Below are 23,811 nucleotides of genomic sequence, written 5' to 3' on the forward strand. Positions count from 1 at the left end.
ATGATTAAGGCACCGGCGGTAGTTCAATATCATCACTGCGTTTAGCGCCAGCGGTCATTTCGCGGCACAGGCGCAGGAACTCGCGTACGCCGGTGGTGAGGTACTTGTGGCGATGCCAGATAAAGGTGAACTGGCGCTTCAGGTCCAGCTCCGGCGTGGGTAGGGGTACCAGGCTTCCCCGCCGGAAGGCATCGCGTAGTGCCAGGCGTGACACACAGCCGATGCCCAGGCCGGACTCGACGGCGCGTTTAATTCCTTCAGTATGCTCAAGTTCCAGCAGCGTATTAAAGCGGCTGCGCCGATGGCGCGCTGCATGCTCCAGCGTCATCCGGGTGCCCGAGCCCTCTTCGCGCATAATCCAGTCTTCACGTAAAAGCTGTTCAAGCTCCAGGTGCTCCTGCCCGGCCAGCGGATGACGGGGCGAGCAGAAAACGCACAGTTCATCCTCTACCCAAGGCTGGCTGATGATCATCTCGTCATCGCACTGGCCTTCAATCAGGCCCAGATCCAGCGAGTGCTGGCGTACGCTTTCAATAATGTGACGTGTGTTGCGTACCGAAAGGCGCACCCGGCTGCCGGGATAGCGCTGCATGAAATCGCTGATCAGCAGCGTCGCCAGGTAGTTGCCAATTGTCAGGGTCGCCCCCACATCCAGCGTGCCTACGCCCTGCTGGCCGCGCAGCAGCTCCTCGATTTCCTCACCCCGATCAAGCAGTGCCACCGCCTTGGGCAACAGTTGAAAACCCAGCGCGTTGAGCTTCAACCGCTTGCCGAGCCGATCAAGCAGTTGGCAATCGAACTGGCGTTCAAGCTCGGCAAGTGCCGTACTGGTGGCCGATTGCGACATGGCTAGCGCCCGCGCCGCCTGGGATACGCTCTCGTGCTGGGCGACCGCTACAAAAACCTCCAGTTGCCGCAGGGTATAGTGCATAAAAAGCCTATATCGATTTTAAAGATAAGAGTTATCAATATAATTTACTTAACAGATATAACATCTTTGCTTAGACTTGATGACAACATATTTACTAGTTTTTATTCTTTTTAAGAATATAAAAGATGCGATTGAGTGTCCGCATCGCTTAATGGAGAGAGTGCATGAGTAAGTTTGCCTTGGAAGAAGTGCTTAGCGTTCATCATTGGAACGACACCCTGTTCAGCTTCCGTACCACGCGCGAGCGCAGCCTGCGCTTCAAGAACGGTCAGTTTGTGATGATCGGCCTGGAAGTGGAAGGCAAGCCGCTGATGCGTGCTTACTCCATCGCTAGCCCTAACTACGAAGATCATCTTGAGTTTTACAGCATTAAAGTGCCCGACGGCCCGCTGACCTCACGCCTGCAGCACCTCAAAGTGGGCGATCAGATCATGGTCAGCCGCAAGCCGACCGGCACGCTGGTATGTGATGACCTACTGCCTGGCCGCAACCTGTACATGCTCTCCACCGGCACGGGGCTTGCGCCGTTCATGAGCCTGATCCAGGACCCTGAAGTGTACGAGCGCTACGAGAAGATTGTATTGATCCACGGGGTGCGTGAAGTGTCCGAGCTGGCCTATGCCGACTTCATCACCAAGGAGCTGCCGGCGCACGAATACCTGGGTGAAGAGATCGCCAACAAGCTAGTCTACTACCCCACCGTTACCCGTGAAGAGTTCCACACCATGGGTCGCCTGACCGATCATATCCGCTCGGGCAAGCTGTATGAAGATACCGGCCTACCGCCGATCGATCCGCGTCAGGATCGGGCGATGATCTGCGGAAGCCCGGCCATGCTGGATGACACAAGCGCGCTTCTCGACGAGCTGGGCATGAATATCTCCCCGCGCATGGGTGAGCCCGGCGACTACGTGATAGAGCGTGCGTTTGTCGAGAAGTGATGTGTCGATGAATGGTGAGTGGTAGCCCCATCCTCTTCACATTCTTAATAAAAAGCCCCTGCTGGAAATAATCCACAGGGGCTTTTTTACGACTTACTACCCACCATTCACAACTTACCATTCACCAACTCAAACCGCATCCTTGCCGGTTTCTCCGGTACGAATACGAATGACCTGTTCAAGCGGCATGACAAAGATCTTGCCGTCGCCGATTTTACCCGTGTTGGCGACCTGGGTAATCGCATCAATCACCTGCTCAACCATATCGTCATCGACGGCAACTTCCAGCTTCACTTTGGGCAGGAAATCCACCACGTACTCAGCACCACGATAAAGCTCAGTGTGGCCTTTTTGGCGACCAAACCCTTTTACTTCTGTGACGGTAATGCCCTGCACGCCGATATCGGAGAGCGATTCGCGTACGTCATCAAGCTTGAACGGCTTGATAATGGCTGAGATCAATTTCATTGCGACATCCTCTAGCTTGGTGGCCATTGTCTTGTCTATTGGGTGCGGCGAAAGCCAGCCACCTCTAATGCTAAGCATACACCGCTACAGGCAGAGAATAAAAAGGCCTTCCTCGAAAGGAAGGCCATAAGAGCACGCCAGCTCACTTGCTTAGCATTATGATTATTTCTTAACGCTAAACTCGGGGTAGGCCTCGAGACCGCATTCCGCGATATCCACGCCTTCATACTCTTCTTCTTCACTAACCCGAATGCCCATGATGGCTTTAAGCACCAGCCAGACCACCAGACTTGCCAGGAATACCCAGGCAAATATGCCGACAATACCGATCAGCTGAGCGCCGAACGAGGCTTCCTCGTTAGTGATCGGCACGGCCAGCACGCCCCAGATACCCACCACACCATGTACGGAAATCGCGCCGACCGGGTCATCCAGCTTGAGCTTATCGAGTGTGACAATCGCGATGACAACGATCAAACCACCCACCGCACCGATAGTCGCCGCGCCCAGGCCAGTGGGGGAAAGTGGATCGGCGGTAATCGCCACGAGGCCCGCCAGCGCCCCGTTAAGTGCCATGGTGAGATCCGCCTTGCGGAACCACAGCTTGGCCAGAATAAGGGCTGCAATCACACCGCCAGCCGCGGCGGCGTTGGTGTTCACAAAGACCTGCGCCACGTTGTTGGCCGAGCCGATATCCGACATTTTCAGCTCAGAGCCGCCGTTAAAACCGAACCAACCCATCCATAAAATGAACGTGCCCAGCGTTGCCAGCGGCATGTTGGCACCTGGGATCGCATGGATAGAGCCGTCCTTACCGTATTTACCCTTACGAGGGCCAAGGATCAGCACACCTGCCAACGCGGCTGCAGCACCTGCCATATGAACAATGCCCGAACCGGCGTAGTCGGAGTAACCCACGGCATCCAGCCAGCCGCCGCCCCAGGTCCAGTAGCCGGACACCGGGTAGATAAACGCGGTCATGACTACGGCAAACGCCAGGAAGGCCCACAGCTTCATGCGCTCGGCTACTGCACCGGAAACGATCGACATGGCGGTTGCCACGAACACCACCTGGAAGAAGTAGTCAGCGCGCATGGAGTAGTAAGGCGCATCTTCGCCGCCTGCGAGCACTGCATCCATGCTGTTTTCAGCGCCGATCAAGAAGCCCAGGCTCGGCAGGAAGCCGCCTTCGCTGCTTGAGTACATGATGTAGTAGCCCACCAGCAGGTACATGGTGCAGGCAATGGCGAACAGTGCGATATTTTTGGTTAGAATTTCCGCGGTGTTCTTGGAGCGCACCATACCGGCTTCCAGCATGGCAAAGCCGGCAGCCATCCACATGACCAGCACGCCGCAAATCAAGAAATAAAAGGTGTCGAGCGCGTAGCTCAGATCAGCCAGTTCGTTCATTTTCAGTTCCCCGTTGAACCCAGAAAGTATCCCAGTGAGTCCCTACCTAGACGGCGTCAGCGCCGCGTTCACCGGTACGAATACGGATGACATCCTCAAGCGGCGTGACGAACACCTTGCCGTCGCCAATCTTGCCGCTGTTCGCCGCGGTACAGATGGCATCGATCACGCTCTCCAGGCGTGAATCGTCAACGGCCACCTCTACTTTCACCTTGGGTAGAAAGTCGACCACGTACTCGGCGCCGCGATACAGCTCGGTATGGCCTTTCTGGCGGCCAAAGCCTTTTACTTCCGTCACGGTGATGCCTTGAACGCCGTTGTCGGCTAGTGCCTCACGAACGTCGTCAAGCTTGAATGGCTTAATGATGGCGGTGATGAGTTTCATCCCGTATCTCCCCTGCTGGATAAGTCCTGCTAGATGGTTAGCGACACTGCCGCTGGTAATGGCAATGCCCTGCTAATGCGCATACCGTGCCATTCAATATTTTTTTATTACTTTTTAGATACTTAAATAAAAAAAACGTGCTTTAAAGCACTGTTTAGGGTCATCTCAGATCAAGCATCTTCGTCTTTGCACCAAAAGAAATCGTCTCGCCCCTGCCAATGCACCATTAGCGGGCAGCAGCCCTTACAATAAATACTCAGGGAACGCAGCCAATACATGCGCACTCGCGCAGGGTTGCGTATCCTTGGGATAGCGCCCATTTTTAAAGCATTAACATTGAGGAGAGAATCATGACACCCCAGGACCGTATCAGCCGTTTGGCTCAACAGATTGGCGACCGTTTACAGAATGCGTCACAAGCCCCTGAAGATATCCAGAAAGGCGTTCAGCAGGTGGTTCGTGGTGCTTTTGACCGTTTGGAACTTGTCTCTCGGGAAGATTTCGACATCCTGATGGATGTACTGCAGCGCACGCGCACTCGGGTAGAGGCGCTGGAGCGTCAGGTGGCAAGTCTTGAAACGGCAATCGAAAACCAGAAGTCCGCTCCCAAGGCGCCAGCGCCCACGTCCTCTGTTGAAGCCAAGGAAAGCCCGGCAAAAGATGATACCGCCAAGGCAACAGTGAAAAAGCCCAAGACTGCTGACACTGCCACTCCCAGCAAGCGAGCGGCGAGCAGTAGCCTGAAAGATGATAAGTAAGGCCACCGAGGGTCACGATTGGGGCATTTATCATGGCGTTTTACCCCGCCAAGAATAGGATCCCGATTAACCACAACCTGTTCTCTGGTTAACCCATGAACCGACATATCGTTTTAAGCGCTGGCCTTTTGAGCGGCGCTTTTCTTGTGCTTGCCTTTTCTCAACAATAGGCTGATCGCTCTATCTAAGACACTCTGGTGGCAGGCTCGCGTTCTTTCCCCCAAATCAGCCAGATACCGTGGTCTGTAAATCCGCCATGAGCCTCCGCTTGCTTGACAATGTAAAATGATCGTTTTACATTGAATGCATGGATATTAAAACGAAGCTTATCTCCGCCGCAGAATCCCTTTTCGACCGACACGGTTTTACCGCCACGGGGATGGACCGGCTTACCCAGGCTGCCGGTATGTCGAGCAGAACGCTCTATAAACATGCGGGTAGTAAACATTCACTTATCGCCAAGGTGCTTTCGGAACGGGACAAGCGATTCTTACGTAGATTGGATGTGAGCAGTGTTGATGCGCTGTTCAAAGCGCTGGAAGACTGGGTGCGGGTAGAAGGGTGCCGAGGGTGTCTTTTTCTACGCGCTTATGGAGAAACCGGTGGCGATGTACCGGAGATCGCCGAGGTAATGGCCGCTCACAAGGCCGGGGTCTGGAACAAGATTCAGGAAATTGTCGCGCTTGAAACCAGCGGACGTGGCGATGAGCAGCTCGCCGAGCAAATTCTGATTCTGTTCGAAGGCGCAACGGCGACCGCCATCTATCGCGGTGCGGACGCCGTTACCACCGCTAGGCATTGCGCGGTTCGCCTAGTCAAACAGGCCTCATCATGAGCCCGGGCATGACACTTGGCACCGTAGGCTTTGGGCTCATCGCTATCTGCTACGGCTTTGCCCGCTTTGCTTTTGGGCTGTTTCTTCCTCAAATCGATGCGGATCTCTCTTTATCCTCAACCGTGGGCGGGTTGATATCGGGCGGCTCTTTTCTAGGCTATTGCGTGGCTATCGTTGTCTCTGCCCACCTGACCGAACGGTTAGGGCCCCGTGTGGTGGCAACCGGCGCGGCACTCGTAGCGGCAGTGGGTATGATAGGCATCGCAGCGGCCCCCTCATCACTATGGCTTGCAGGTGCTGTAATGCTGGCAGGCTCCAGCACAGGCCTGGCTTCACCGCCCATGGCCGCCGCCGTGGACGCTGCCGTCAAGCCCGCCCGGCAGGGTGCCACCAACACGATTATCAATGCCGGCACCGGTGCAGGCGTGGTACTTTCAGGACCCGTGGCGCTGCTAATGGGTGGACACTGGCGGGTCGCTTTCTTGGTCTTTGCAGCCACTGCTTTATGCATGGCGATAGCAGTGGCATTCAGTGTACCGGTTAACGCTAAACCAGTGGGGGGAAGCGAGAAAGGCTTACCGCGAATCAATAAGGCGCTTAAACGTCTGATTATCGCCTCTTTTCTGATGGGCGCCTCAAGCACGGCCCTATGGTCTTTTGGCAGCCAGCTGGTCACGCTGCGATTAGGCTGGGGCCATACCGGCGTGGGGCTTTTATGGATCGCCATTGGCGCGGCGGGCATGGCAGGCGCGTGGGCTGGATCACTCGTTGCCCGGTTTGGAATTGACCGGACACACTGGCTATTCTTGGGTGCACTGGCAGGTGGCATCTTTCTGGTGGGTTTTGAGGGCACCACACCCGCTCTATCGCTACTTGGCGGCGCGCTCTTTGGTATGGCCTACATCATGCTTACCGGCGTCTATCTGGTGTGGGGGGTCTCAGCATTACCCAGCCGCCCGGCTACAGGTCTGATGATAGGCTTTTTAACCATTGCTATTGGCCAAACCCTAGGCGCGCCCCTTTTCGGTCTTCTCATGGATCAATTGGCGCCTACCTACGCAGTGATTACGTTCGCCCTCCTTGCCTTTACGGCAGGATTGTCGAAATCGGGTAAGGCACTTAAAGCAGGGCGTTGCAAACAATAAATATTATCGTTTAAATACAGCTCTTCTTTCAAAAATGGCTCTACCCCATGCGCCGTACCGTGACGCACTTCATTGCCCGTGGCCTACTGCTCATAACCGGCCTACTAACCGTGACCAACGCCCAGGCCCAGTTCGCCACGGTAGACTGGACTATTGCAGAAACGCTGGTTGCGATTGGCGCACCGATTAGCGGCGTTGCCCAGCAGCAGGATTACTACGACTGGGTAGGCGAGCCGCATCTTCCAGAAAGCTCCGCCGACCTTGGGCTGCGCGCCCAGCCCAACTTCGAGCTGCTGGCCCAGCTTGCCCCAGAGCAAATCTTGATATCGCCGATGTTCGCCTCGCTTACACCGCGCCTGGAGCGCATTGCCCCGGTCACCTCGCTTGCGCTCTATTCCCCCGACGCGGATACCTGGCAGGAAATGCAGGCGCTGACACGCGAGCTGGGGGAACTGACCGACCGCGAAGCGGCGGCAGAGCAACTGATTGAAGACACACAAACGCTGATGGCATCACTGCACGACGCGCAGCCGGATACCGCACCGCTATTGATGGTGCAATTCATGGATGCACGGCACGTGCGGATCTTTGGCGAAAACAGCCTGTATAACGCGGTGCTTGAACAGCTTGGCCTGGCCAACGCTTGGGATCAGCCCACTAACGCCTGGGGGTTTTCCCTGACGGGCATCGAGGTGCTCGCTGGCTACCCCGACGCCCGGCTGGTAATCATCGACCCGCTGCCCCTGGGTGTGGAGGAGCAGCTGGCCACAAGCGGCCTGTGGCTGCAGCTGCCGATTGTCAGAAACAACAACCTGCTGCGCCTGCCACCGGTGTGGAGCTTTGGCGCGCTGCCTTCGGCACAGCGTTTTGCGAATGTGCTGAGCGCGGCGCTTACCAACGATAGCTGACGCTGCCAATCACGCTGCGCGATTCCCCGAAATAGCACCAGTAGTCGCAGCTGGCCACGTACTCCTTGTCGGTCAGGTTGTTGACGTTGAGCTGAGCCTGCCAGCCCTCGGCAAACTCATAGCCGATCATGGCATCTGCCAGGGTGAAGCTACTCACCTGGGTGTCGCCATCCACGCTTTCACCTACGTAGCGCACGCCGCCGCCTAGGGTAACGCCATCCAGCGCGCCACCGGTAAAGGCGTAATCCAGCCAGGTAGACGCCTGATGACGCGGAATCAGGCTGGCGCGCTGGTCATCTTCCAGGCGCGAGTCGGTATAGGTGTAGGCGGCGGTGACCTTCAGGTCTTCGGTGACATAGCCCACGCCTTCAAGCTCAAACCCCTTGGAGCTACGCTCTCCCTCCTGAACCTGGAAGCCCGCCGGCGAGGTGACCAACGTGTTGCTCTCTTCCAGATCGAACACAGCGGCCGTCACGTAGCCATCCCAGCCTATCGGTGCATACTTCACACCCGCTTCCCACTGGCGCCCTTCACGCGGGTCATAAAGGCTTCCTGCGCTATCGGATTGGGCAATCGGCTCGAACGACTCAGTGTAACTGACGTAAGGATTAACCCCGTTCTCGCCCAGATACATGACGCCGCCAGACCAGGAGAGCTGGTTATCGTCGGAGCGCTCAGTGGTGCTCGCCGTCACGTTGGTATTCTCGGTCTCGGCATGGTCGTAGCGCACGCCGCCCAGTAGTACCCAACGGTCATCCAGGCGCAGCTGATTTTGCAGGTAAACGCCGGTTTGCTCCTTATCGATATGCCGCTCGATCAAGTCTTCGGCGGCAAACGGCGTGTAGTTGCCGTAGGTGGGCGTGAAGATATCGATCGGTGCACCGAAGGCGTAGTCGTCGCCCTCCTGGCCCTTGAGGCCCAGGTTCTGGTAATCAACGCCCACCAGTAGGGTGTTTTCGGTGCGCTCGGTGTACCAGTTGCCCACAAAACGGTTATCTACCGTCCAGCTATCGGCCTTGCCGTCGCGCAGCGTCAAGCCGCGTGACGCACGGCGGTCATCCACCATGGAGAGCGCGTAGGTGCTGCGCAGTTCCAGGTCGAGTTCGCTGTAGCGTAAATCCTGCTCGAATGCCCAGGTGTCGTTAAAATTGTGACGCAGCTCGTAACCCATGCCCCACTGGGTACGCTTGTTACGGTCGTAGTCGGGTTCGCTGACGTTGGATTGCGGGCTGACCCGGCCAAAGGGCGTATCCTGAATGCTGCCATAGGGCAGCTTGAAGCCATTGACGGGCACGCCGTCGTCCTTCTGCACGCTGGCCAGGAAGGTAACGCTGGTGTCGTCACTGACATCCACCGCAAGACTGGGCGCAAAGTAGTAGCGCTCGTTATCCGTGTTATCCAGATCGCCGTCGCGCTCTTTATACATGCCCACCACGCGGTAGCGAACATCATCTGATTCGCCTACCGGCCCGCTAGTATCCACGCCTATCTGGCGATGGTTGCGATTACCCAGCTGGAAATTCACGTTGCCCTGGGGCGTATCGGTCGGCCGTTTGCTCACCGCGTTGATCAAGCCACCGGGAGGCGCCTCACCGTAAAGAATCGAAGACGGGCCCTTGAATACATCAATCCGCTCAAGGCCGTAAGGCTCGGGTAGCCACTGATAGAAGCCTTCGCGGTAAATCCGCAAGCCATCCTGGTAGGTGGATTGGTCAAACCCGCGCACCTTGAACCAGTCAGTATCGTTATCGCTGCCGTAGTGACCGGCAAGCACCCCCGCACGGTAGCGGAAGGTTTCATCCAACTGCTGTACGTTGCGGGTGTCAAGCTCTTCACGGTCCACGCTGGATACCGGGCGCGGCGTTTCCACCAGCGGGGTGTCCACTTTCAAGGCCGTGCCGACCACCACAACGGTATCGTTAATGACCGCCTCCTGGGCGCTAGCGGTGGCGCATACAAGAACAGCAATGACAGGAATCAGCGCGGCAATGGAACGCGCCAAGGGGCGGCGAACAAACGGCAAAGACGGCATGTGGACACTCGGTATAGTTAAAAGCAGAGAAGTAAAAAGTATTTTAGTGATAATCGTTGTGATTTATATTCACTATACAGTGGCCTAGCCAGCGCTATCAACGCCTGCTCAAATAAGTTAAGTTAGGGTTAAGTAAAACTAGCGAGAGAGCGCAATGACCTTAGCGATTGTTGCCACGCGCGCAGGCGTGGGCTTGGACGCACCTGCGGTGCACGTAGAAGTACACTTGGCCAACGGTTTGCCGGGGCTGACGCTGGTAGGCCTGCCCGAGACCGCGGTAAAAGAGAGCCGCGAGCGGGTGCGCAGCGCCCTGGTCAACGCAGGGTTTGATTTTCCCAACACTCGACGGATTACGCTAAACCTCGCACCCGCGGACCTTCCCAAGGAAGGCGGCCGGTTTGATCTGCCCATAGCACTCGGCATTCTTGCCGCTTCTGGCCAAATACCAGTAGAGGCGTTGGAAGGCATGGAGTGCGCGGGCGAGCTGGCATTGGACGGCAAGCTACGTGCCGTACACGGCATGCTGCCGTTTGCGCTGGCAACGCGCCGGTCTGGAAAAGCCTTAATTATTCCCCGTGAATGCGCCGATGAAGCCGCACTGGCGGGGGATCTTCCAGTACTGCCTGCCGATACGCTTTGGCAGGTTGTCGCTCACCTGCTCGACCAGGAGAAAATTCCACCCCACCGCTTACCCGCCTCGGTAAAAACGACCACGCCCATTGCGGATCTGGCCGATGTGCGTGGCCAGCAGCAGGCACGCCGGGCATTGGAAGTGGCCGCTGCCGGTGGGCATAATCTGCTGTTCGCCGGCCCGCCTGGCACCGGCAAGACCATGCTCGCAAGCCGCCTGCCGGGTATTCTGCCGCCGCTTAGCGAGGATGATGCGTTAGCGGTGGCCGCCGTGCGCTCGGTATGCGGGCTACCCTTGGATGCTGACTGGGGAAAGCGCCCGTTTCGTCAACCGCACCATAGTGCGAGTGCTGCCGCGTTAGTGGGCGGTGGCTCTAAACCCAAACCGGGTGAGATTTCACTCGCCCACCACGGCGTGCTGTTTTTGGACGAGCTGCCGGAGTTTTCCCGCAACGTATTGGAAGTGCTTCGCCAGCCGCTGGAAACTGGCGAAATACATCTGGCCCGGGCCAGCCACGAACGCCGGTATCCGGCACAGTTTCAATTGGTCGCCGCCATGAACCCCTGCCCCTGCGGTCACTTGGGCGACCCACGCCAGCGCTGCCAATGCACCGCCAGCCAGATTCAGCGCTATCAGGCGCGGCTTTCAGGCCCGTTATTGGATCGTATTGATCTACAGGTTGAAGTTCCCGCGCTGCCGCCCGAACAGTTGACCGCCCAAACCCAGGGCGAATCCTCTGAAGCGGTGCGCGAGCGTGTGATGGCCGCAAGAGAGCGCCAGATGGCGCGCGGCGCGCTCAATAGCCAGCTAGGCGGCAAGGCGCTGGAAGCCGCCTGCGACTTGAACGATGAGGAACGCACCTGGCTTGCCGGCGTGCTGGAAAAGCTCAAGCTCTCCGCCCGCGCCTACCACCGGGTACTGCGCGTGGCGCTGACGCTGGCTGACCTACAGGGCGAGCCCAAGCCCTCCCAGGCGCATCTGATAGAAGCCATCGGCTATCGGCAGCTGGATAGGATGCTAGGGAAAGGCTGAAGACGCATGAAGGAAGGCCTGCCATCAACTCTCGTGGCGGCCGCTCATTACCCACGCTGTCCATGAGCCATCGAACAGCGAAAGGTGCTCGTACCCGGCCAGCTCCGCGGCCACCCACACAATGCAGGCCGTAATGCCGGAGCCACAGCTGAAGGTCAGATGATCCGAAGGGTCAAGCTCTCTGCTACGCATGAGCCTTGAAATCTCCTCCTGGCTCTTGAAGTGCCCATTTTCCAGGAGCTCGGTGAAAGGCAGATTAACAGAGGAAGGAATATGCCCACTGGGAAATTCCGGGCGGGGCTCGGGCCCCGCCCCGGAAAAGCGCTCGGCACTTCGAGCATCCACCAGCTTGAAGCGTTGGCGCGCGATATTGTCGTAGACCTCGTCCACGCTGACCACGCTTTCGTTGGCCTGGAGCGCAGGCCGGGCAGGCAGCGGCGCTGGAGCGGAGTAGCCTTGCTGAACCGGTAGCGACAGCGAGAGCCAGTGAGGCAAGCCGCCATCCAGCAGTTTTACCTTCTTGAAGCCCGCTTGGGTGAGCAGCCAATAGGCGCGCGGGGAAGAGTAGACACCCCGGTTATCGTAAATCACGATCTCATCGTCGGGTGCCAAGCCGAGGCCTTGGCACGCCTCTTCCAGTGCCTCTGTTAAGGGCAGCGTATGCGGAAATACCGCCTCCCGGTCGGAAAAGACTCGTTCAATATCGAACTCGAGCGCGCCGGGTATTTTTCGATCATCTTCCGGTACATGAGCCGCAATGGGGCTGTTGGGCAGCGATGCGTCCAGCACCGTGGGGGGTGCGTCACTCGCCAAACGATCCAGCAGGTCATGGGCACTAATCAGAATATCGGACATGAAAGAAAACTCCCTTGAGTTGGAGGCGGTTACCCCTACTTTAGAGGACAAACCCAAGCCCACCCAGCCGCATTTTATAGAAGCCATTGGCTACCAACAGTTGGATAGGTTATTTAGGGCGCTTCACTGAAAGGCTTAGCGGTAGAAATTACGCGCAGGTACGCGCCAGAATATCCACCAGCCGCTGGCAAAGGGCATCAAGCTTTTTGCTGTTGGCTTCTTCGATAAGCGCGCCCGTTTCATCAAAAGCAGTGTGCGCTTTGGAGAGCGACATGGGCTGGGGCAGTACGATCAAACCCAGATTGGCGAGCAGCTGCTGGGCCAGCGGCATGGCACGAATGCCACCTAGCCCGCCGGGGGATGCCGAAACCAGCGCCGCCCATTTACCTGAGTAAAGTGCCAGCCCTGGCGCGTCTTCGTAAGGACGTGATAGCCAGTCCAGCGTGTTCTTCAAAAGCGGGGTGATAAAGCCGTTGTATTCCGGCGAGGCGATAAACAGCGCCTAGTGATCGGCCAATAGCTCACGCAGTTTAAGCACGTTTTCGGGCATGCCCTGGGTTTCGATATCTTCATCAAACAAGGGGCACGGGTAGTCTTTTAAATCCACGAACGTTGCCGCCCCGCCCAGCGCTTCAATACGCTTGGCAACTAGCCGGGCCAGCTGCTTATTGAGTGAGTTCTGGCGGCTACTGCCTGCAAATACTAATACTTTTGACACTGCATCCATTAAGTACAACTCCTTATAAGTAATTGGTTTATGGATCGGCAGCCTTAGGCTCTCCGTTAGGCATCTGGTCAATAAACGCATTGATGGCTTCAAACGGCACCTAGCGAATCGGCTCTGCTTCGTTCACCAGCTGATGGCGCGCTTCAGGGTGACGGTGAATTTAGGCGGCGGTAAACTTCTCCGCCAGAACGGTTAGGTTCCACTGCCAGTCCACCTACAGGTCCTGCTCGCCCTGTAAAATCAGCGTTGGCACATCAACAGATTCAAGTGTCATCAGGCGAGGCTTTCCGGCCCGCTGTTGGATAGGTGCCCGAGCCTACCGCCGTGTGCTGCGCGTAGCTCTGACGCTTGCTGATTTACAGGGCGCGCCCAACCACACTTGATTGAAGCAATTGGCTACCGGCAGCTGGACAGGCTGTTAAAGGGGTAAAGGAAATACAGTCTTTATATTGGCTTAAATCATTATGATTGCGCTTGGGGCTGATACCCCAAGCACGCCCATATAGCGACACTAAACCCTAAAAAGCCACTAAATCCCCTTAAGTCTCTGAGCATTGCTTGTGTAAGACCAAAATCAAAAAAGGCGACAATAACCATCATACCGCTAACCGCTAACAGGTGACTATGTAACTGATAATTATCCTGCAACATCTTTTTTGTGAATGCCAAGGCAAATGCAATATATAGAAACAATAAGCTGATAACGCCTACTACTCCTCGGCGAGCGAGTGTATCGATAATATCGCTATGTAACTGCGGATAAACAATCCCCCTCTCATAAGCTATTTCTTCAGATACCAGTAAGGGTAATAGCTTTTGTACAGATCCCTCTCCAACCCCCAAGATGGGGTTTTCAATGAACATAATCCAGCCAGCGCGCCACATTTCTAGACGTATACCCAATGAGTTATTGGCTTCGTTATTTACAAAATATTGGTAGGCATCCTCAAATATAGACGCTAGCCGTAGCCATACGCCTGTAGGGGGGTAAGCAATCGTGCCAACAATGATTAAAACTATAAAAAGAATCGCTATATTCCGCGTTTTCGGCGTTATTAGATTTCTGGTTGCTGGTGCCAGTAGGGCGACGATAAATGGAATAGACACCCAGCCACCACGTGTCCCGGACAATAAAGAAGCCAGAAAGCCCAGAAGCGCAGCGCTAATGGCTAATAGTACCAACCAAAAATAATGCTGGCGCTGCCTTTGGACATAGTAGATAGCCACTATTAAAGAGATTGCACCTAAGAGCAGCGACAAATTACCGAAAGGAATCGCATTAATACCATTATCGGCTCTAGCTAGGCCGATAATCACCCTGTCATATATCGCGATCAAGCCTGTTCCTAGCGCTCCACAGCATACCCCTATCCAAAGCCAGTGAGGAGAGGGAGTAAAAACACGTGCTGATAGTAAAAAAAATGCCGCTATAAAAGGCCAAAGGTAGAGGTGATGGAACCCTTCGTCAGCTACCCAAGGTATGCTGCTACTGCCTAGTACATTCCACCACCAAACACTTCCAAAGAGCACTAGGGCACTCACTAGCTTATAGTCGTTACCTGTCAATACAGAGGGATATTTTTTATAGCCAACCAGAACACCCCCCGCCAAAAGGGCAGACACAAGGGCGGCTAACCCGAACCACCAGTGCGCTTGCGGAATTAATACAAGCGAAGCAGAGAAACCAAAAATAATAATACCGTTAAGTACAGTGAGGGTTTTACCAGCTTTCCCTTGCTGTATCGACTGCATACATTTCATTTAAGAAAGATCGTGTTGATAGTACTTAGCCTGACGGCTAAATAAGTCATGATAAATACCTTTTTTCTCAAATAATGACTCATGAGTACCTGATTCTTTAATTTCTCCATCATCCATCACATAGATATAATCTGCTAAACGAATGGTTGAAAGCCGATGACTAATAACCAAGGCAGAGCGGTGATTAATGCGTTCACGGAAATTCTCAAATAGCTCCGATTCTGCAACCGGATCCATAGCGCTGGTAGGCTCGTCTAATATGACGATGTTCGACTTCAGCATAAAAGCGCGTGCGAGTGCAATTTTCTGCCACTGTCCGACACTAAGCTCTTTACCATTATCAAATAAACGTGTTAACAGCGTATCGTACTTATCATCCATCTTTTCAATGAACGCAGCCGCACCAGCCCTTTCTGCAGCGTGAGGCACTGTATGTTCGGCATCGGTACCGTTTATATGGCCAAAGCGGATATTATCGTGCACTGACTCTGCATAATGCGAATAATCTTGAAAAATAACACTAAACAACTCCCTGTATTTTTCTACATCGCAATCCTTTGCATTAATACCATTAATCTGGACACTCCCTTCCGTAGGGTCATAAAGACGCGTCATTAATTTAATAAGCGAGGTCTTACCCGAGCCATTAGCACCCACCAACGCGACGACTTGCCCAGGCTTTATTTCCATATTTACATTTTTGATAACGTCTTTATAAGTGCCGGGATAGGCGAAGCAAACATTTTCAAGCTTTAATGTAGTGTGCTCAGGCTGGGCAATTTTAACGGGCTGAGACGACCGTGGGACGGTATGCCGCATATCCATAAATTCAAACAGCATACCCATATACAAATGGTCTTCATATAGCTTGGAAAGCTGTTGAACAAGCTCCTGCCCCATCGATTGGGCACGTTGAAAGATCAACAGAAATAGCACCAAATCACCTACGCTATTTCCTCCTTGGGCAGTATTCCATGCTAAGTACCCTAGAGAACTAAAGAATATTACCGAAGCTATAGCTGCAACAACTGATTCAACAGCTGTGCGCTTGCGACTGATGGCAAGCTTCTCAACGCGAATATTGTCACGAATATGTTTATACTTTCCCCTTAAATAGTCACCTAATTGATTGAGGCGGAGCTCTTTTGCGTGGGTATCTGAGGTCATTAACCAATCTAGATAACCAGCACGCCGCTCCATTTGAGTTCTTCTACGCTGCCATTCGTAAAGAATACGTGTGAAGTAGATTCTGGCAATTAGCGCAGGAATAATTGCGATCAGAATAATAGGTAGTAGATGCCAATTAATCGTCGCCAGCAGTACGACAATAGCAGTAAGCATTAAAGCATTTTTGCCCAGAAGCATTAAATTGCTCGCTACTTGGGCAGGCCGCTGACTACCGGATTGTCGAGCTCGTTCTAATGTATCGTGGTATAACGGGCTTTCATAAAAAGCCAGATCAACACTAATAGCGGTTTTTTGAACAATATCATCAACATAATCTGCTACCATAATTCCCTGCGTTTCACGCGAAAACCCGGCGAGCGCTCGTGAAATTACGTAAGCCAACGTGCCCAGGCCTGTAAGTACAACGTAATATAAAACTGACCCAACGTTTTCAGCCGCCTCAGGTTCGGCAAGCACATTAGTGACGACATCAACCATTTGTTTTAGAAGATAAAGCACTCCAAGCCCCGAGATAATCTCAAGCGCCATAAAGAAAGTGCTTAAAAGCGTCCATTTTCGACTGCTTTTCCAAGAAATCGAAAGGATACGCATCAACGAAGAAAAGGATGTAAAAAACTTATTAATAATAGACATGAAATTAAAACCGCCCCGTTAATTTACTATTTTTTTATGACCTAACCGAGTATAAGCTTCATGGAAAGGACGAATACAACGGTAAATCCATTGCCAGTTACGAGTAAGGGGCCAAGCTGTATAACTATCGTAGGTAGGCCGGAATATTCGTTTCCAGCCCCATAAACGCCATTGCCATATTTGAGTATTGGTCGTTTGCCAGTCAAAAGAAAAGTCAGGCGTGGGTTTTTTTCGACTAAGTGAGTGTTCAAACTCGACATCGCCATGCATTGCCAATATCGAAGTACGCACCAATTCACGAGTATTGGGAGTTAATTCTTCTATCGTGCGTTTCGTAGGCGCACTAAAATACTCTATCATTTCTAGACATGAATTAACGGTACTGCCTAAAGAATAGCGCTCTGCACAAGCTAATACTTCGTCTAGATTAAAATCCTTATGACATTGCATGGCGGTAATATCAACTAGCCAATGAAGCCGTGACCAATAATGCTTGGTATGATGCCAGCACAAGTAGACAAAAAGCTCGTTAATGGGCATAACCCAAGTGTCAATATGGCTAACACTAATAGGCTGGCGCCTTTCAAGCATCCGTGAAGCATTAAATACGCTTCCGGTATTATCTATCTTGGTATGGAATTCTACAGCGACGTTACGAGGTGAGAGCAAAGTGACTACTTTTTGGTGCTTAGCCACGAACGCTACGCTTTCATCATCCGGTGTTAACGCTTTCGGATCATAAGGCTGGTAGCCACTGCTTAAAGCGTGCTGCAGAATTTTCGGTAAATCTTTCCGCGAGACAAGAATGTCAACATCCCTACAGAGGCGTTGAGCAGGCTCCGGATAATATTGAAAAGCCAAGGAAGGCCCTTTGAAGCAGAGATGCGGAACCTGGAGGGGCAATAGCACATCCCTAATAATATGCTTGAACTCTGCCGTCATATTCAGATTGTGCTTTAACGCCCCAAATGAGTAGCGCTTCATCACATCAATATAGGGTTCAGGAATTCGATGCTTCCACCGCTTGCTAAGGTGGCTATGAACAATGGGTAATACGAAACGCTCTGATGCCTGGCGAGTAAACCCCTCCCAATCTTGAATACGTGGGATGAGCTCTTCGACTGCTTGAACGTGCTCTTGGCTTAACTGTAACCGTGATAATAACAACAGTAACTGAAAGCTTGGATCCGCCATGTGGTACTCAGGGGAGACAGGCGTCGTTCGCTCATTCATATGCTTCATTATTCCAGCCCTGGGAAGCGGTAATGGGTACTTTCATTCGTATTACACATCAATTATGGCTTTAGAAACCCCGTTTTACGGAACGCTCTACTAAGTACGCTAGCGCGTGTTGCCTGTTCGAAGACTAGCAGCAAGCGCCTCCACGGCCGGCTTCATTATTATCAACCTGATGGTAACCATCGCATCCAAAACAGTGAGACCACACTGCGCAATAATCTCAATTAGGCGGTGCCTCTATCTCACCTAATTTGACTATTATCTTTACATTTAATGTTACCTTATGTAAACAGAATTTATATTTTGGCGATGCAGCGCTCTGTCTCATCACAGGAGCACATCTCCAAGCTCAATCAAGCTTACTGGCCGCTTTACCCTAGGTGACATGCCTACCTAAAGGATGATAAATCGATATCATGACGAATTTTACGCTTCACCCCGATACAAAATGTAACCCTACGGATACTTTTAACGTATCCATGCCGTGGGAGATTCCTGCTTTTTCGCAGCCTGAAGAGCATGTACCGGAGAAGGATCCCCACTTTCATTTTGTGGAAAGCACAACGCGCGCTATCTTGATGGGATTCGCCAAAAATCGCCGTGTCTATCTTTACGGGCCGCATGGGAGCGGTAAGTCTTCGCATATCGAGCAGGTCGCTGCCCATCTGAACTGGCCATGTATACGTATTAACCTAGATGGCCACATCACCCGGGCCGATCTGATCGGCCGCGATATGGTCGTTATCCGTGATGGTAAACAAGTAACCGAATTTGTGCCCGGAATGCTGGTATGGGCCATGCAGCGACCCATCGCACTCATTCTTGATGAGTATGATGCTGGCCGCCCCGATGTCATGTTTGTGATTCAGCGCGTGCTAGAAACCCAAGGCAAACTAACCTTGCTTGATCAGAATCAAGTCATCACCCCCCATCCTTGCTTCCGCCTTTTTGCTACTGCCAACACGGCTGGTCAAGGGGACGCCTCTGGACTTTATGTTGGAACCCAGGCGCTTAACCAGGCACAGCTTGATCGCTGGCATGTTACTACCGAGCTTGGCTATATGAGCGCGAAAGCAGAAACTCAACTGCTGGAAAGAAAGCTGACAGAGTTACCATCAGAACAAATTCAACGTATGGTCGCTTGCGCCGGTCTTCTCCGCCAAGCATTCAATCAAGGCGACCTGACCACGCTTATCTCGCTACGTACGCTAATTGCTTGGGGAGAAAACACGTTACTGTTAGGCGATCCGCATGAAGCGATGCGGTTGAGCTTCTTTAATCGCTGTGACGAAGTGGAACGCGTTCTGGTTTCTGAAATCTATCAACGCTGTTTTGATGTTGAGCTGTCATGAGGGCTATGTGATGCCAGTAGCCCCTAGTAAAGAGCAAGCACTGATAGAAGCGTGGACACGTACTTATTCTTCGGGGCGCATTACTCCCTCGCTTTCAGCTAGCGCCCTGCCGGCTACCTTGAAAGATCGCGGGGTTGCCGACGCACTCGCTGCCTGGCGGCGATGGCATGACCCACGCCAGCAGAATAAGTTTACCCGTCATGAACAGCACTGGTACAGCCTGCTGGATCGCGCACGCGTTGAAACATTGGCTAGCCAAGAATTGCCTGGTATAGCACACAACTTAGCGAACCCTACTGCAACAGCCCCAGCCAATAAGGAGATGGCAGCGCTTTATCAAGCTGCCCGCCTCGCCTTTCAGGGTTTGCCGCTGCCAGACAAAATATTACCTTCGCCACTCGCCCAGCCCTCGAAAGGGCTATTGAAACGGGCCTTGGGCCAGTTGTTAGGCCAACAAACGCGCGGCCCTCAGCCAGCACCAACGTTTCATGAAGATCAATTACACGAAGTATTACAAGAAGCTACCCATCATTTGGAAGATAGCAGCTCATTTGCGGAGGCCGTTGCACAGCTGGTCGAACAACTGGCTTGTTTTTATGACCCCGGACAGACACCACATCAGCAAATAGAAAATAGCGTAGAGCCGGAAGAGAACGGCGAGGTAGAAGAAGATGAGTCTGCCCATGAGGATCCAACCCTGCCTGGGTTAACCGAGGAGCTCGCTGACCGTGACGATCAAAAACAGCAGTATTGCGTATTCTCACGCGCCTGGGACGAAACCCAGCCAGCCAGCTACTGGTTACAGCACACTGATACTGAAGCGCTTAAGCAACTCCATCAGCTTGACCGACGACGCGTTAAGCAACTCGCCCGCCGCCTTCAGAGACGTCTTTTAGCGGCCAGCCAACGCCAATGGTTATTCGATCAAGAAGACGGCCGGCTGGATAATCGCCGTCTGGCAAGGTTACTGGACGATAAGCCTACTCAGCGTGTTTTTCGCGTTGAGAAAGAGGCCCTCATGCCGGAGGCTTGTGTAACACTCCTAGTAGACCAATCGGGCTCTATGAATTTGAAACGCCGGCAGATTGCCGCCATGGCGATTGAGCTTGCTGTTCATACCCTGGAGAACTGTAAAATTCGCTGCGAAGTGCTGGGTTTTACTACACGCTATACCGCCGATAACCCAGTATTTAGAAGCTGGCTGCAGCGGGGGAAACCCGAGCAACCCGGACGGCTTAATGCGCTACAGCATATTATTTATAAAACACCTGAACAGCCCTGGCGACGAACCAAGCATCACTTAGGCCTACTGCTACGCAGCATGCCGGGTCATGAAAATATTGACGGAGAAGCGTTGCACTGGGCCGCTAGTCGGCTCAGCCGACAGCCACAGCCGCGCAAAATAATGATCGTCATATCGGATGGCGCGCCTTATGACAAAGCAACTGCCCAGGCCAATGGACGCGATTTTCTGGAGCGCCACCTACGCCACATTATTAGTGATATAGAAAAAAGCCCCATTAGCTTGGCGGCGATTGGCACGGGCCAGGATGTAGCACGGTTCTATAACAACGCTATCACCGTGCGTACTCCAGATGCTGTGGCAGAGACGTTATTTGAACAGCTAGGCGACCTACTTGTTCCAACTCAAACCAATGAGGGTTCATCATGAGCGCTATTGCAGGACTCATCCATCTCGATGCAAGCGCTGTTGACCGCGACACACTGCACCGTATGCAGACGCTGTTGATGCCCTATGGTCGCGATGCTCAACACAGTTGGCACCGTCAAAATGTAGGACTAATACGTACGTTGCTACGCACTACGGCAGAAGACAGGCTTGATCAGCAGCCCTTATGGCGAGGGCATGACAAGTTGGCATTAGTGTTTGATGGCCGAATAGACAATCGAGACGAGCTTAGCGAAAAGCTGGAAATAGCCCCTGAGCAAGCGGCGCGAATGGCAGATAGCGAATTGGTTTACCACGCTTGTCTTCGGTGGGAAACGGAAACGCCTAAACACCTACTTGGAGACTTCGCACTCGCTTGCTGGCAGCCGGAGCAGCAGCGTCTATGGCTCGCCCGTGACCCCCTCGGCATGCGCCCCCTTTACTGGTACCACCGCGATGGCTTAGTGGCGTTTGCTACCATGCCTAAAGCGCTTTTCGCGATACCCGGCCTTACCAAAGCCATTAGTGAAGAGCAGCTTCACGATTATGTCTGTTTAATACCTATGTCAGGTCCAGAGACACTTTATAAGGATGTCTATCGCGTTGAAGCAGGGCAAGTGGTTAATTTTGAGAATGGCGAAATGAACGCTCATTTTTATCATCACTTTGACCCCGAACGGGAGCTTCAGCTTGAAAGTGACGAGGCATATGTTGACGCGTTTCGTGAGCAGTTCGAACAGGCCGTCAATCGGCGTCTACGTTCAAACGGCCCCATCGGGGCTGAATTAAGCTCCGGTCTAGACAGCTCCTCAGTCACTGCAACCGCGGCTAAACTGCTGGCTGAACACAACCAATCATTAGCGGCCTACACGGCAATGCCACGCGAAGGATTTGATGGCCCAGTGCCACAAGGCCGACATGCCGATGAGTCCCTCGGTGCCAAAGCACTAGTGCGACGTTTCGAAAACATTGAACACATCATAATCCGGACCGGAGACGAAACCCCTCTCGACCAGTTACAGGAAGCGGTTGAGCTGCTTGACCGAGCACCTCTCAATGCGTGCAATATGGCCTGGTGGATCGCCATTCGCAAAGATGCTGCTCAACGTGACATCAGAGTACTGTTAACCGGATCAATGGGAAACTTCAGCATTTCCTATGATGGTTACCCCTATTTAGCGTGGCTAGTACGTAAAGGGCGCTGGTTAACGCTATATAAAGTATATAAAGAGCTTAAGCAGCAACAGCCGACCCTACGGTGGCGCAGATTGGTTAGGCCCTGCCTTGCACCGCTATTGCCAAACTTTTTATGGAGGCTGCGGGAAAGCGCTCAAGGTAGGGCTTTTGGGTTGAAAAAATATTCGGCTATCAATCCAACCTGGTCGAAAAGGATGGGTTCACAACAACGGGCTAAGCAAGCGGATTTCGATACTAGTTTCCAGCCTGCCTGGCAAGGCCGCCTACAGCGCATCCAAGCGATCCAAAAGACAGAAAATGGTGACTATAACGCGTTAGCAAACGCCTATGGCCTAGAAATGCGTGATCCTACTGCTGACGTGCGTTTAATTGAATTCTGCTTAGCCGTACCGGAGTCTCAATATTTAGGGGGCGGGCAATTTAAATGGCTACTCAGACGCTTGATGAAGGATGTGCTTCCGCCGGAAATTCTTGATGTCAAAACCCGCGGATTACAGTCGGCCGATTGGCCTGAACAAATTGATCGGGCTATACCGCAAATACGGGAGGAGCTTGAAAAGCTTAAAGCACACGGTAGCGCAAGCGATTATCTAGATATTAAAGGTTTAGAAAAAGCATTAGACGAATGGCCCTCAAATAATGCCTTAAATAGTCAGGAAGCTGAACTTCGTTATCGGATACGTATGTTGCGAGGGCTTTCAGTAGGACGCTTCATACGCTATGCTGATGAGCAAAATGAGTAACAAATTGAAACAATTCATATAGACGCGTCACACACAAGTTACTATAGTGGAAATGTTACCGCATTTGAGGTGACATTTAACCAAAGGAGATCGAAATGCTACATACAGATCGTAAAACTTACAATGCTCCTACGCTGCAAGAGCTGGGTGCAATGAAAGACATCACCGAACATGGCCAGCAAATGTTTTCTGACGAAGTTAAAGGCCAAGACGGTACTGCATACGACATCGCTTCCTAATTAATTTAGGGACGTAAGCCGTACGTAGTATGCCGCACGCTATTTAACGTAGCGTGCGGTCATATTTCGTCTGAAATTTACTCCTCCTTGGGCCTCTTTATTAAGTGTTATTTTCTAGCTGTAGAAATATCTAGCTGATTGATATTATTTATGATTTTTCGTCACCATAGCAAATAAAACATCGCCAGCACCCATGCTGAGCGCCCCCTATTGGTATATCAAGACGGGCAGCTCGTAGGCTTCGCCTGCACCACGCAAATCCTGATGAACCTTGCAATAGCCGTATCGAGCAACGATCACGGTAACGTGATGGCCACGTTCTACCCCCTTTGACGGCTTCAATCTTACATTCATTAATGTGACGTGGCTGGTTCATGGGCCCTCGTTAATATCTCTATTATGAAGCCTGGAGCGCCCATAAAAAGCCGGGGCAATTCAAAATGGCAGAAGAATGCGCTCAAGTCTAATGCACATAATCCTTTAAGCTTTGTTTCTTTCTCTTCGCGCGCTCTAGGAGTTGAGCAAACTCACTCCTAATAAATGTTAGTAAATATAAAACTTCCCTCCCTTTTTTAAAGCTCGGAAGCGCTGGCAGTTGATGAAATTGACAGTACTCAATTGTGAGCAAGAAAAAGCAATTTTTCCTTCTTCTGATGAGATATCTCGCACTCAAGGGTGAATTTTAAAATCAGTAATAAAATGTAACGAATAAGTGTGGACGTGTAACACACA

General features: G+C 52.7%; 19 protein-coding genes and 3 pseudogenes. 11 read left to right on the plus strand and 11 right to left on the minus strand.

Annotated elements, in window-relative coordinates:
- Positions 1 to 4: 4 nt before the first annotated feature.
- Positions 5 to 931, minus strand: coding sequence for a LysR family transcriptional regulator (locus ELY25_RS16220; protein WP_126952300.1), 927 nt, complete (start codon positions 929 to 931; stop codon positions 5 to 7).
- 164 nt (positions 932 to 1,095) lie between these two features.
- Here ELY25_RS16220 and ELY25_RS16225 point away from each other — a divergent pair, with 164 nt between their 5' ends.
- A complete protein-coding gene (locus ELY25_RS16225) occupies positions 1,096 to 1,872 on the plus strand; it encodes a ferredoxin--NADP reductase (protein ID WP_126952301.1) in 777 nt (258 codons plus the stop codon).
- Between the two features lie 129 nt (positions 1,873 to 2,001).
- Here ELY25_RS16225 and glnK read toward each other — a convergent pair whose 3' ends face one another.
- The 3 genes from glnK to ELY25_RS16240 all read right to left on the minus strand — a co-directional run bounded on the left by glnK (position 2,002) and on the right by ELY25_RS16240 (position 4,135).
- The gene (gene glnK / locus ELY25_RS16230) at positions 2,002 to 2,340 is read right to left on the minus strand and encodes a P-II family nitrogen regulator (RefSeq protein ID WP_027337179.1); all 339 of its coding nucleotides are present in this window, start codon (positions 2,338 to 2,340) and stop codon (positions 2,002 to 2,004) included.
- A gap of 162 nt (positions 2,341 to 2,502) precedes the next feature.
- Positions 2,503 to 3,750: an ammonium transporter gene (locus ELY25_RS16235; protein WP_126952302.1), complete on the minus strand. Its 1,248-nt coding sequence runs from the start codon at positions 3,748 to 3,750 to the stop codon at positions 2,503 to 2,505.
- 46 nt (positions 3,751 to 3,796) lie between these two features.
- A complete protein-coding gene (locus tag ELY25_RS16240; protein WP_126952303.1) occupies positions 3,797 to 4,135 on the minus strand; it encodes a P-II family nitrogen regulator in 339 nt (112 codons plus the stop codon).
- A gap of 350 nt (positions 4,136 to 4,485) precedes the next feature.
- Here ELY25_RS16240 and ELY25_RS16245 point away from each other — a divergent pair, with 350 nt between their 5' ends.
- The 4 genes from ELY25_RS16245 to ELY25_RS16260 all read left to right on the plus strand — a co-directional run bounded on the left by ELY25_RS16245 (position 4,486) and on the right by ELY25_RS16260 (position 7,781).
- Positions 4,486 to 4,893: an accessory factor UbiK family protein gene (locus ELY25_RS16245; protein WP_126952304.1), complete on the plus strand. Its 408-nt coding sequence runs from the start codon at positions 4,486 to 4,488 to the stop codon at positions 4,891 to 4,893.
- 307 nt (positions 4,894 to 5,200) lie between these two features.
- Positions 5,201 to 5,728, plus strand: a complete 528-nt coding sequence (locus ELY25_RS16250; RefSeq protein ID WP_126952305.1) for a TetR/AcrR family transcriptional regulator — start codon at positions 5,201 to 5,203, stop codon at positions 5,726 to 5,728.
- Positions 5,729 to 5,736: 8 nt separating this feature from the next.
- A complete protein-coding gene (locus tag ELY25_RS16255; protein ID WP_236995757.1) occupies positions 5,737 to 6,873 on the plus strand; it encodes an MFS transporter in 1,137 nt (378 codons plus the stop codon).
- A gap of 47 nt (positions 6,874 to 6,920) precedes the next feature.
- On the plus strand, positions 6,921 to 7,781 hold the full coding sequence (locus tag ELY25_RS16260; protein WP_126952307.1) for an ABC transporter substrate-binding protein: 861 nt from the start codon (positions 6,921 to 6,923) through the stop codon (positions 7,779 to 7,781).
- On the opposite strand, the gene ELY25_RS16265 is transcribed toward ELY25_RS16260, so the two are convergent.
- Positions 7,765 to 9,813, minus strand: coding sequence for a TonB-dependent siderophore receptor (locus tag ELY25_RS16265; protein ID WP_126952308.1), 2,049 nt, complete (start codon positions 9,811 to 9,813; stop codon positions 7,765 to 7,767). The genes ELY25_RS16260 and ELY25_RS16265 overlap by 17 nt on opposite strands.
- A gap of 154 nt (positions 9,814 to 9,967) precedes the next feature.
- Here ELY25_RS16265 and ELY25_RS16270 point away from each other — a divergent pair, with 154 nt between their 5' ends.
- Positions 9,968 to 11,476: a YifB family Mg chelatase-like AAA ATPase gene (locus tag ELY25_RS16270; protein ID WP_126952309.1), complete on the plus strand. Its 1,509-nt coding sequence runs from the start codon at positions 9,968 to 9,970 to the stop codon at positions 11,474 to 11,476.
- 24 nt (positions 11,477 to 11,500) lie between these two features.
- Here ELY25_RS16270 and ELY25_RS16275 read toward each other — a convergent pair whose 3' ends face one another.
- The 3 genes and pseudogenes from ELY25_RS16275 to ELY25_RS18065 form a co-directional block, all read right to left on the minus strand.
- A complete protein-coding gene (locus ELY25_RS16275; protein ID WP_185856139.1) occupies positions 11,501 to 12,331 on the minus strand; it encodes a sulfurtransferase in 831 nt (276 codons plus the stop codon).
- A gap of 148 nt (positions 12,332 to 12,479) precedes the next feature.
- Positions 12,480 to 13,139: pseudogene (locus tag ELY25_RS16280) on the minus strand (NADPH-dependent FMN reductase).
- A pseudogene (locus ELY25_RS18065) lies at positions 13,087 to 13,353 on the minus strand (alpha/beta hydrolase); the annotation flags it as partial. The pseudogenes ELY25_RS18065 and ELY25_RS16280, both read right to left, overlap by 53 nt.
- A 7-nt stretch (positions 13,354 to 13,360) precedes the next feature.
- On the opposite strand from ELY25_RS18065, the pseudogene ELY25_RS18205 reads away from it, so the two are divergent.
- A pseudogene (locus tag ELY25_RS18205) lies at positions 13,361 to 13,488 on the plus strand (magnesium chelatase subunit ChlI family protein); the annotation flags it as partial.
- A 32-nt stretch (positions 13,489 to 13,520) separates the two neighbouring features.
- On the opposite strand, the gene ELY25_RS16295 reads toward ELY25_RS18205, so the two are convergent.
- From ELY25_RS16295 to ELY25_RS16305, 3 genes are read right to left on the minus strand one after another with little or no spacing between them, the layout of a single operon-like run.
- Positions 13,521 to 14,810 (minus strand): O-antigen ligase family protein, encoded by a 1,290-nt coding sequence (locus ELY25_RS16295; RefSeq protein ID WP_185856141.1) that lies wholly within the window; start codon positions 14,808 to 14,810, stop codon positions 13,521 to 13,523.
- A 9-nt stretch (positions 14,811 to 14,819) separates the two neighbouring features.
- Positions 14,820 to 16,640 (minus strand): ABC transporter ATP-binding protein, encoded by a 1,821-nt coding sequence (locus tag ELY25_RS16300; RefSeq protein WP_126952312.1) that lies wholly within the window; start codon positions 16,638 to 16,640, stop codon positions 14,820 to 14,822.
- A gap of 18 nt (positions 16,641 to 16,658) precedes the next feature.
- Positions 16,659 to 17,882, minus strand: coding sequence for a nucleotidyltransferase domain-containing protein (locus tag ELY25_RS16305; protein ID WP_126952313.1), 1,224 nt, complete (start codon positions 17,880 to 17,882; stop codon positions 16,659 to 16,661).
- A 413-nt stretch (positions 17,883 to 18,295) separates the two neighbouring features.
- Here ELY25_RS16305 and ELY25_RS16310 point away from each other — a divergent pair, with 413 nt between their 5' ends.
- The 4 genes from ELY25_RS16310 (at position 18,296) to ELY25_RS17855 (ending at position 23,079) form a co-directional block, all read left to right on the plus strand.
- Positions 18,296 to 19,231, plus strand: a complete 936-nt coding sequence (locus ELY25_RS16310) for an AAA family ATPase (protein ID WP_126952314.1) — start codon at positions 18,296 to 18,298, stop codon at positions 19,229 to 19,231.
- 10 nt (positions 19,232 to 19,241) lie between these two features.
- Complete coding sequence (locus ELY25_RS16315) at positions 19,242 to 20,903, plus strand: cobaltochelatase CobT-related protein (RefSeq protein WP_185856145.1); 1,662 nt, start codon at positions 19,242 to 19,244, stop codon at positions 20,901 to 20,903.
- Between the two features lie 62 nt (positions 20,904 to 20,965).
- Positions 20,966 to 22,840 carry an asparagine synthetase B family protein gene (locus ELY25_RS16320; RefSeq protein ID WP_185856147.1) on the plus strand — a complete coding sequence of 625 codons (1,875 nt, stop codon included), beginning with the start codon at positions 20,966 to 20,968 and terminating at the stop codon, positions 22,838 to 22,840.
- A 95-nt stretch (positions 22,841 to 22,935) separates the two neighbouring features.
- A complete protein-coding gene (locus ELY25_RS17855; RefSeq protein WP_185856149.1) occupies positions 22,936 to 23,079 on the plus strand; it encodes a hypothetical protein in 144 nt (47 codons plus the stop codon).
- The last annotated feature ends 732 nt before the right edge of the window (positions 23,080 to 23,811 follow it).

Origin of the sequence: Vreelandella populi (assembly GCF_003989825.1) — a bacterium.
Taxonomy (GTDB): domain Bacteria; phylum Pseudomonadota; class Gammaproteobacteria; order Pseudomonadales; family Halomonadaceae; genus Vreelandella; species Vreelandella populi.

Excerpts from the sequence above, each read along its gene's own strand:
- ELY25_RS16220 (WP_126952300.1), bottom strand. The coding sequence starts at position 931 with ATGCACTATACCCTGCGGCAACTGGAGGTTTTTGTAGCGGTCGCCCAG.
- ELY25_RS16225 (WP_126952301.1), top strand. The coding sequence starts at position 1,096 with ATGAGTAAGTTTGCCTTGGAAGAAGTGCTTAGCGTTCATCATTGGAAC.
- glnK (WP_027337179.1), bottom strand. The coding sequence starts at position 2,340 with ATGAAATTGATCTCAGCCATTATCAAGCCGTTCAAGCTTGATGACGTA.
- ELY25_RS16235 (WP_126952302.1), bottom strand. The coding sequence starts at position 3,750 with ATGAACGAACTGGCTGATCTGAGCTACGCGCTCGACACCTTTTATTTC.
- ELY25_RS16240 (WP_126952303.1), bottom strand. The coding sequence starts at position 4,135 with ATGAAACTCATCACCGCCATCATTAAGCCATTCAAGCTTGACGACGTT.
- ELY25_RS16245 (WP_126952304.1), top strand. The coding sequence starts at position 4,486 with ATGACACCCCAGGACCGTATCAGCCGTTTGGCTCAACAGATTGGCGAC.
- ELY25_RS16250 (WP_126952305.1), top strand. The coding sequence starts at position 5,201 with ATGGATATTAAAACGAAGCTTATCTCCGCCGCAGAATCCCTTTTCGAC.
- ELY25_RS16255 (WP_236995757.1), top strand. The coding sequence starts at position 5,737 with ATGACACTTGGCACCGTAGGCTTTGGGCTCATCGCTATCTGCTACGGC.
- ELY25_RS16260 (WP_126952307.1), top strand. The coding sequence starts at position 6,921 with ATGCGCCGTACCGTGACGCACTTCATTGCCCGTGGCCTACTGCTCATA.
- ELY25_RS16265 (WP_126952308.1), bottom strand. The coding sequence starts at position 9,813 with ATGCCGTCTTTGCCGTTTGTTCGCCGCCCCTTGGCGCGTTCCATTGCC.
- ELY25_RS16270 (WP_126952309.1), top strand. The coding sequence starts at position 9,968 with ATGACCTTAGCGATTGTTGCCACGCGCGCAGGCGTGGGCTTGGACGCA.
- ELY25_RS16275 (WP_185856139.1), bottom strand. The coding sequence starts at position 12,331 with ATGTCCGATATTCTGATTAGTGCCCATGACCTGCTGGATCGTTTGGCG.
- ELY25_RS16295 (WP_185856141.1), bottom strand. The coding sequence starts at position 14,810 with ATGCAGTCGATACAGCAAGGGAAAGCTGGTAAAACCCTCACTGTACTT.
- ELY25_RS16300 (WP_126952312.1), bottom strand. The coding sequence starts at position 16,640 with ATGTCTATTATTAATAAGTTTTTTACATCCTTTTCTTCGTTGATGCGT.
- ELY25_RS16305 (WP_126952313.1), bottom strand. The coding sequence starts at position 17,882 with ATGAAGCATATGAATGAGCGAACGACGCCTGTCTCCCCTGAGTACCAC.
- ELY25_RS16310 (WP_126952314.1), top strand. The coding sequence starts at position 18,296 with ATGACGAATTTTACGCTTCACCCCGATACAAAATGTAACCCTACGGAT.
- ELY25_RS16315 (WP_185856145.1), top strand. The coding sequence starts at position 19,242 with ATGCCAGTAGCCCCTAGTAAAGAGCAAGCACTGATAGAAGCGTGGACA.
- ELY25_RS16320 (WP_185856147.1), top strand. The coding sequence starts at position 20,966 with ATGCAGACGCTGTTGATGCCCTATGGTCGCGATGCTCAACACAGTTGG.
- ELY25_RS17855 (WP_185856149.1), top strand. The coding sequence starts at position 22,936 with ATGCTACATACAGATCGTAAAACTTACAATGCTCCTACGCTGCAAGAG.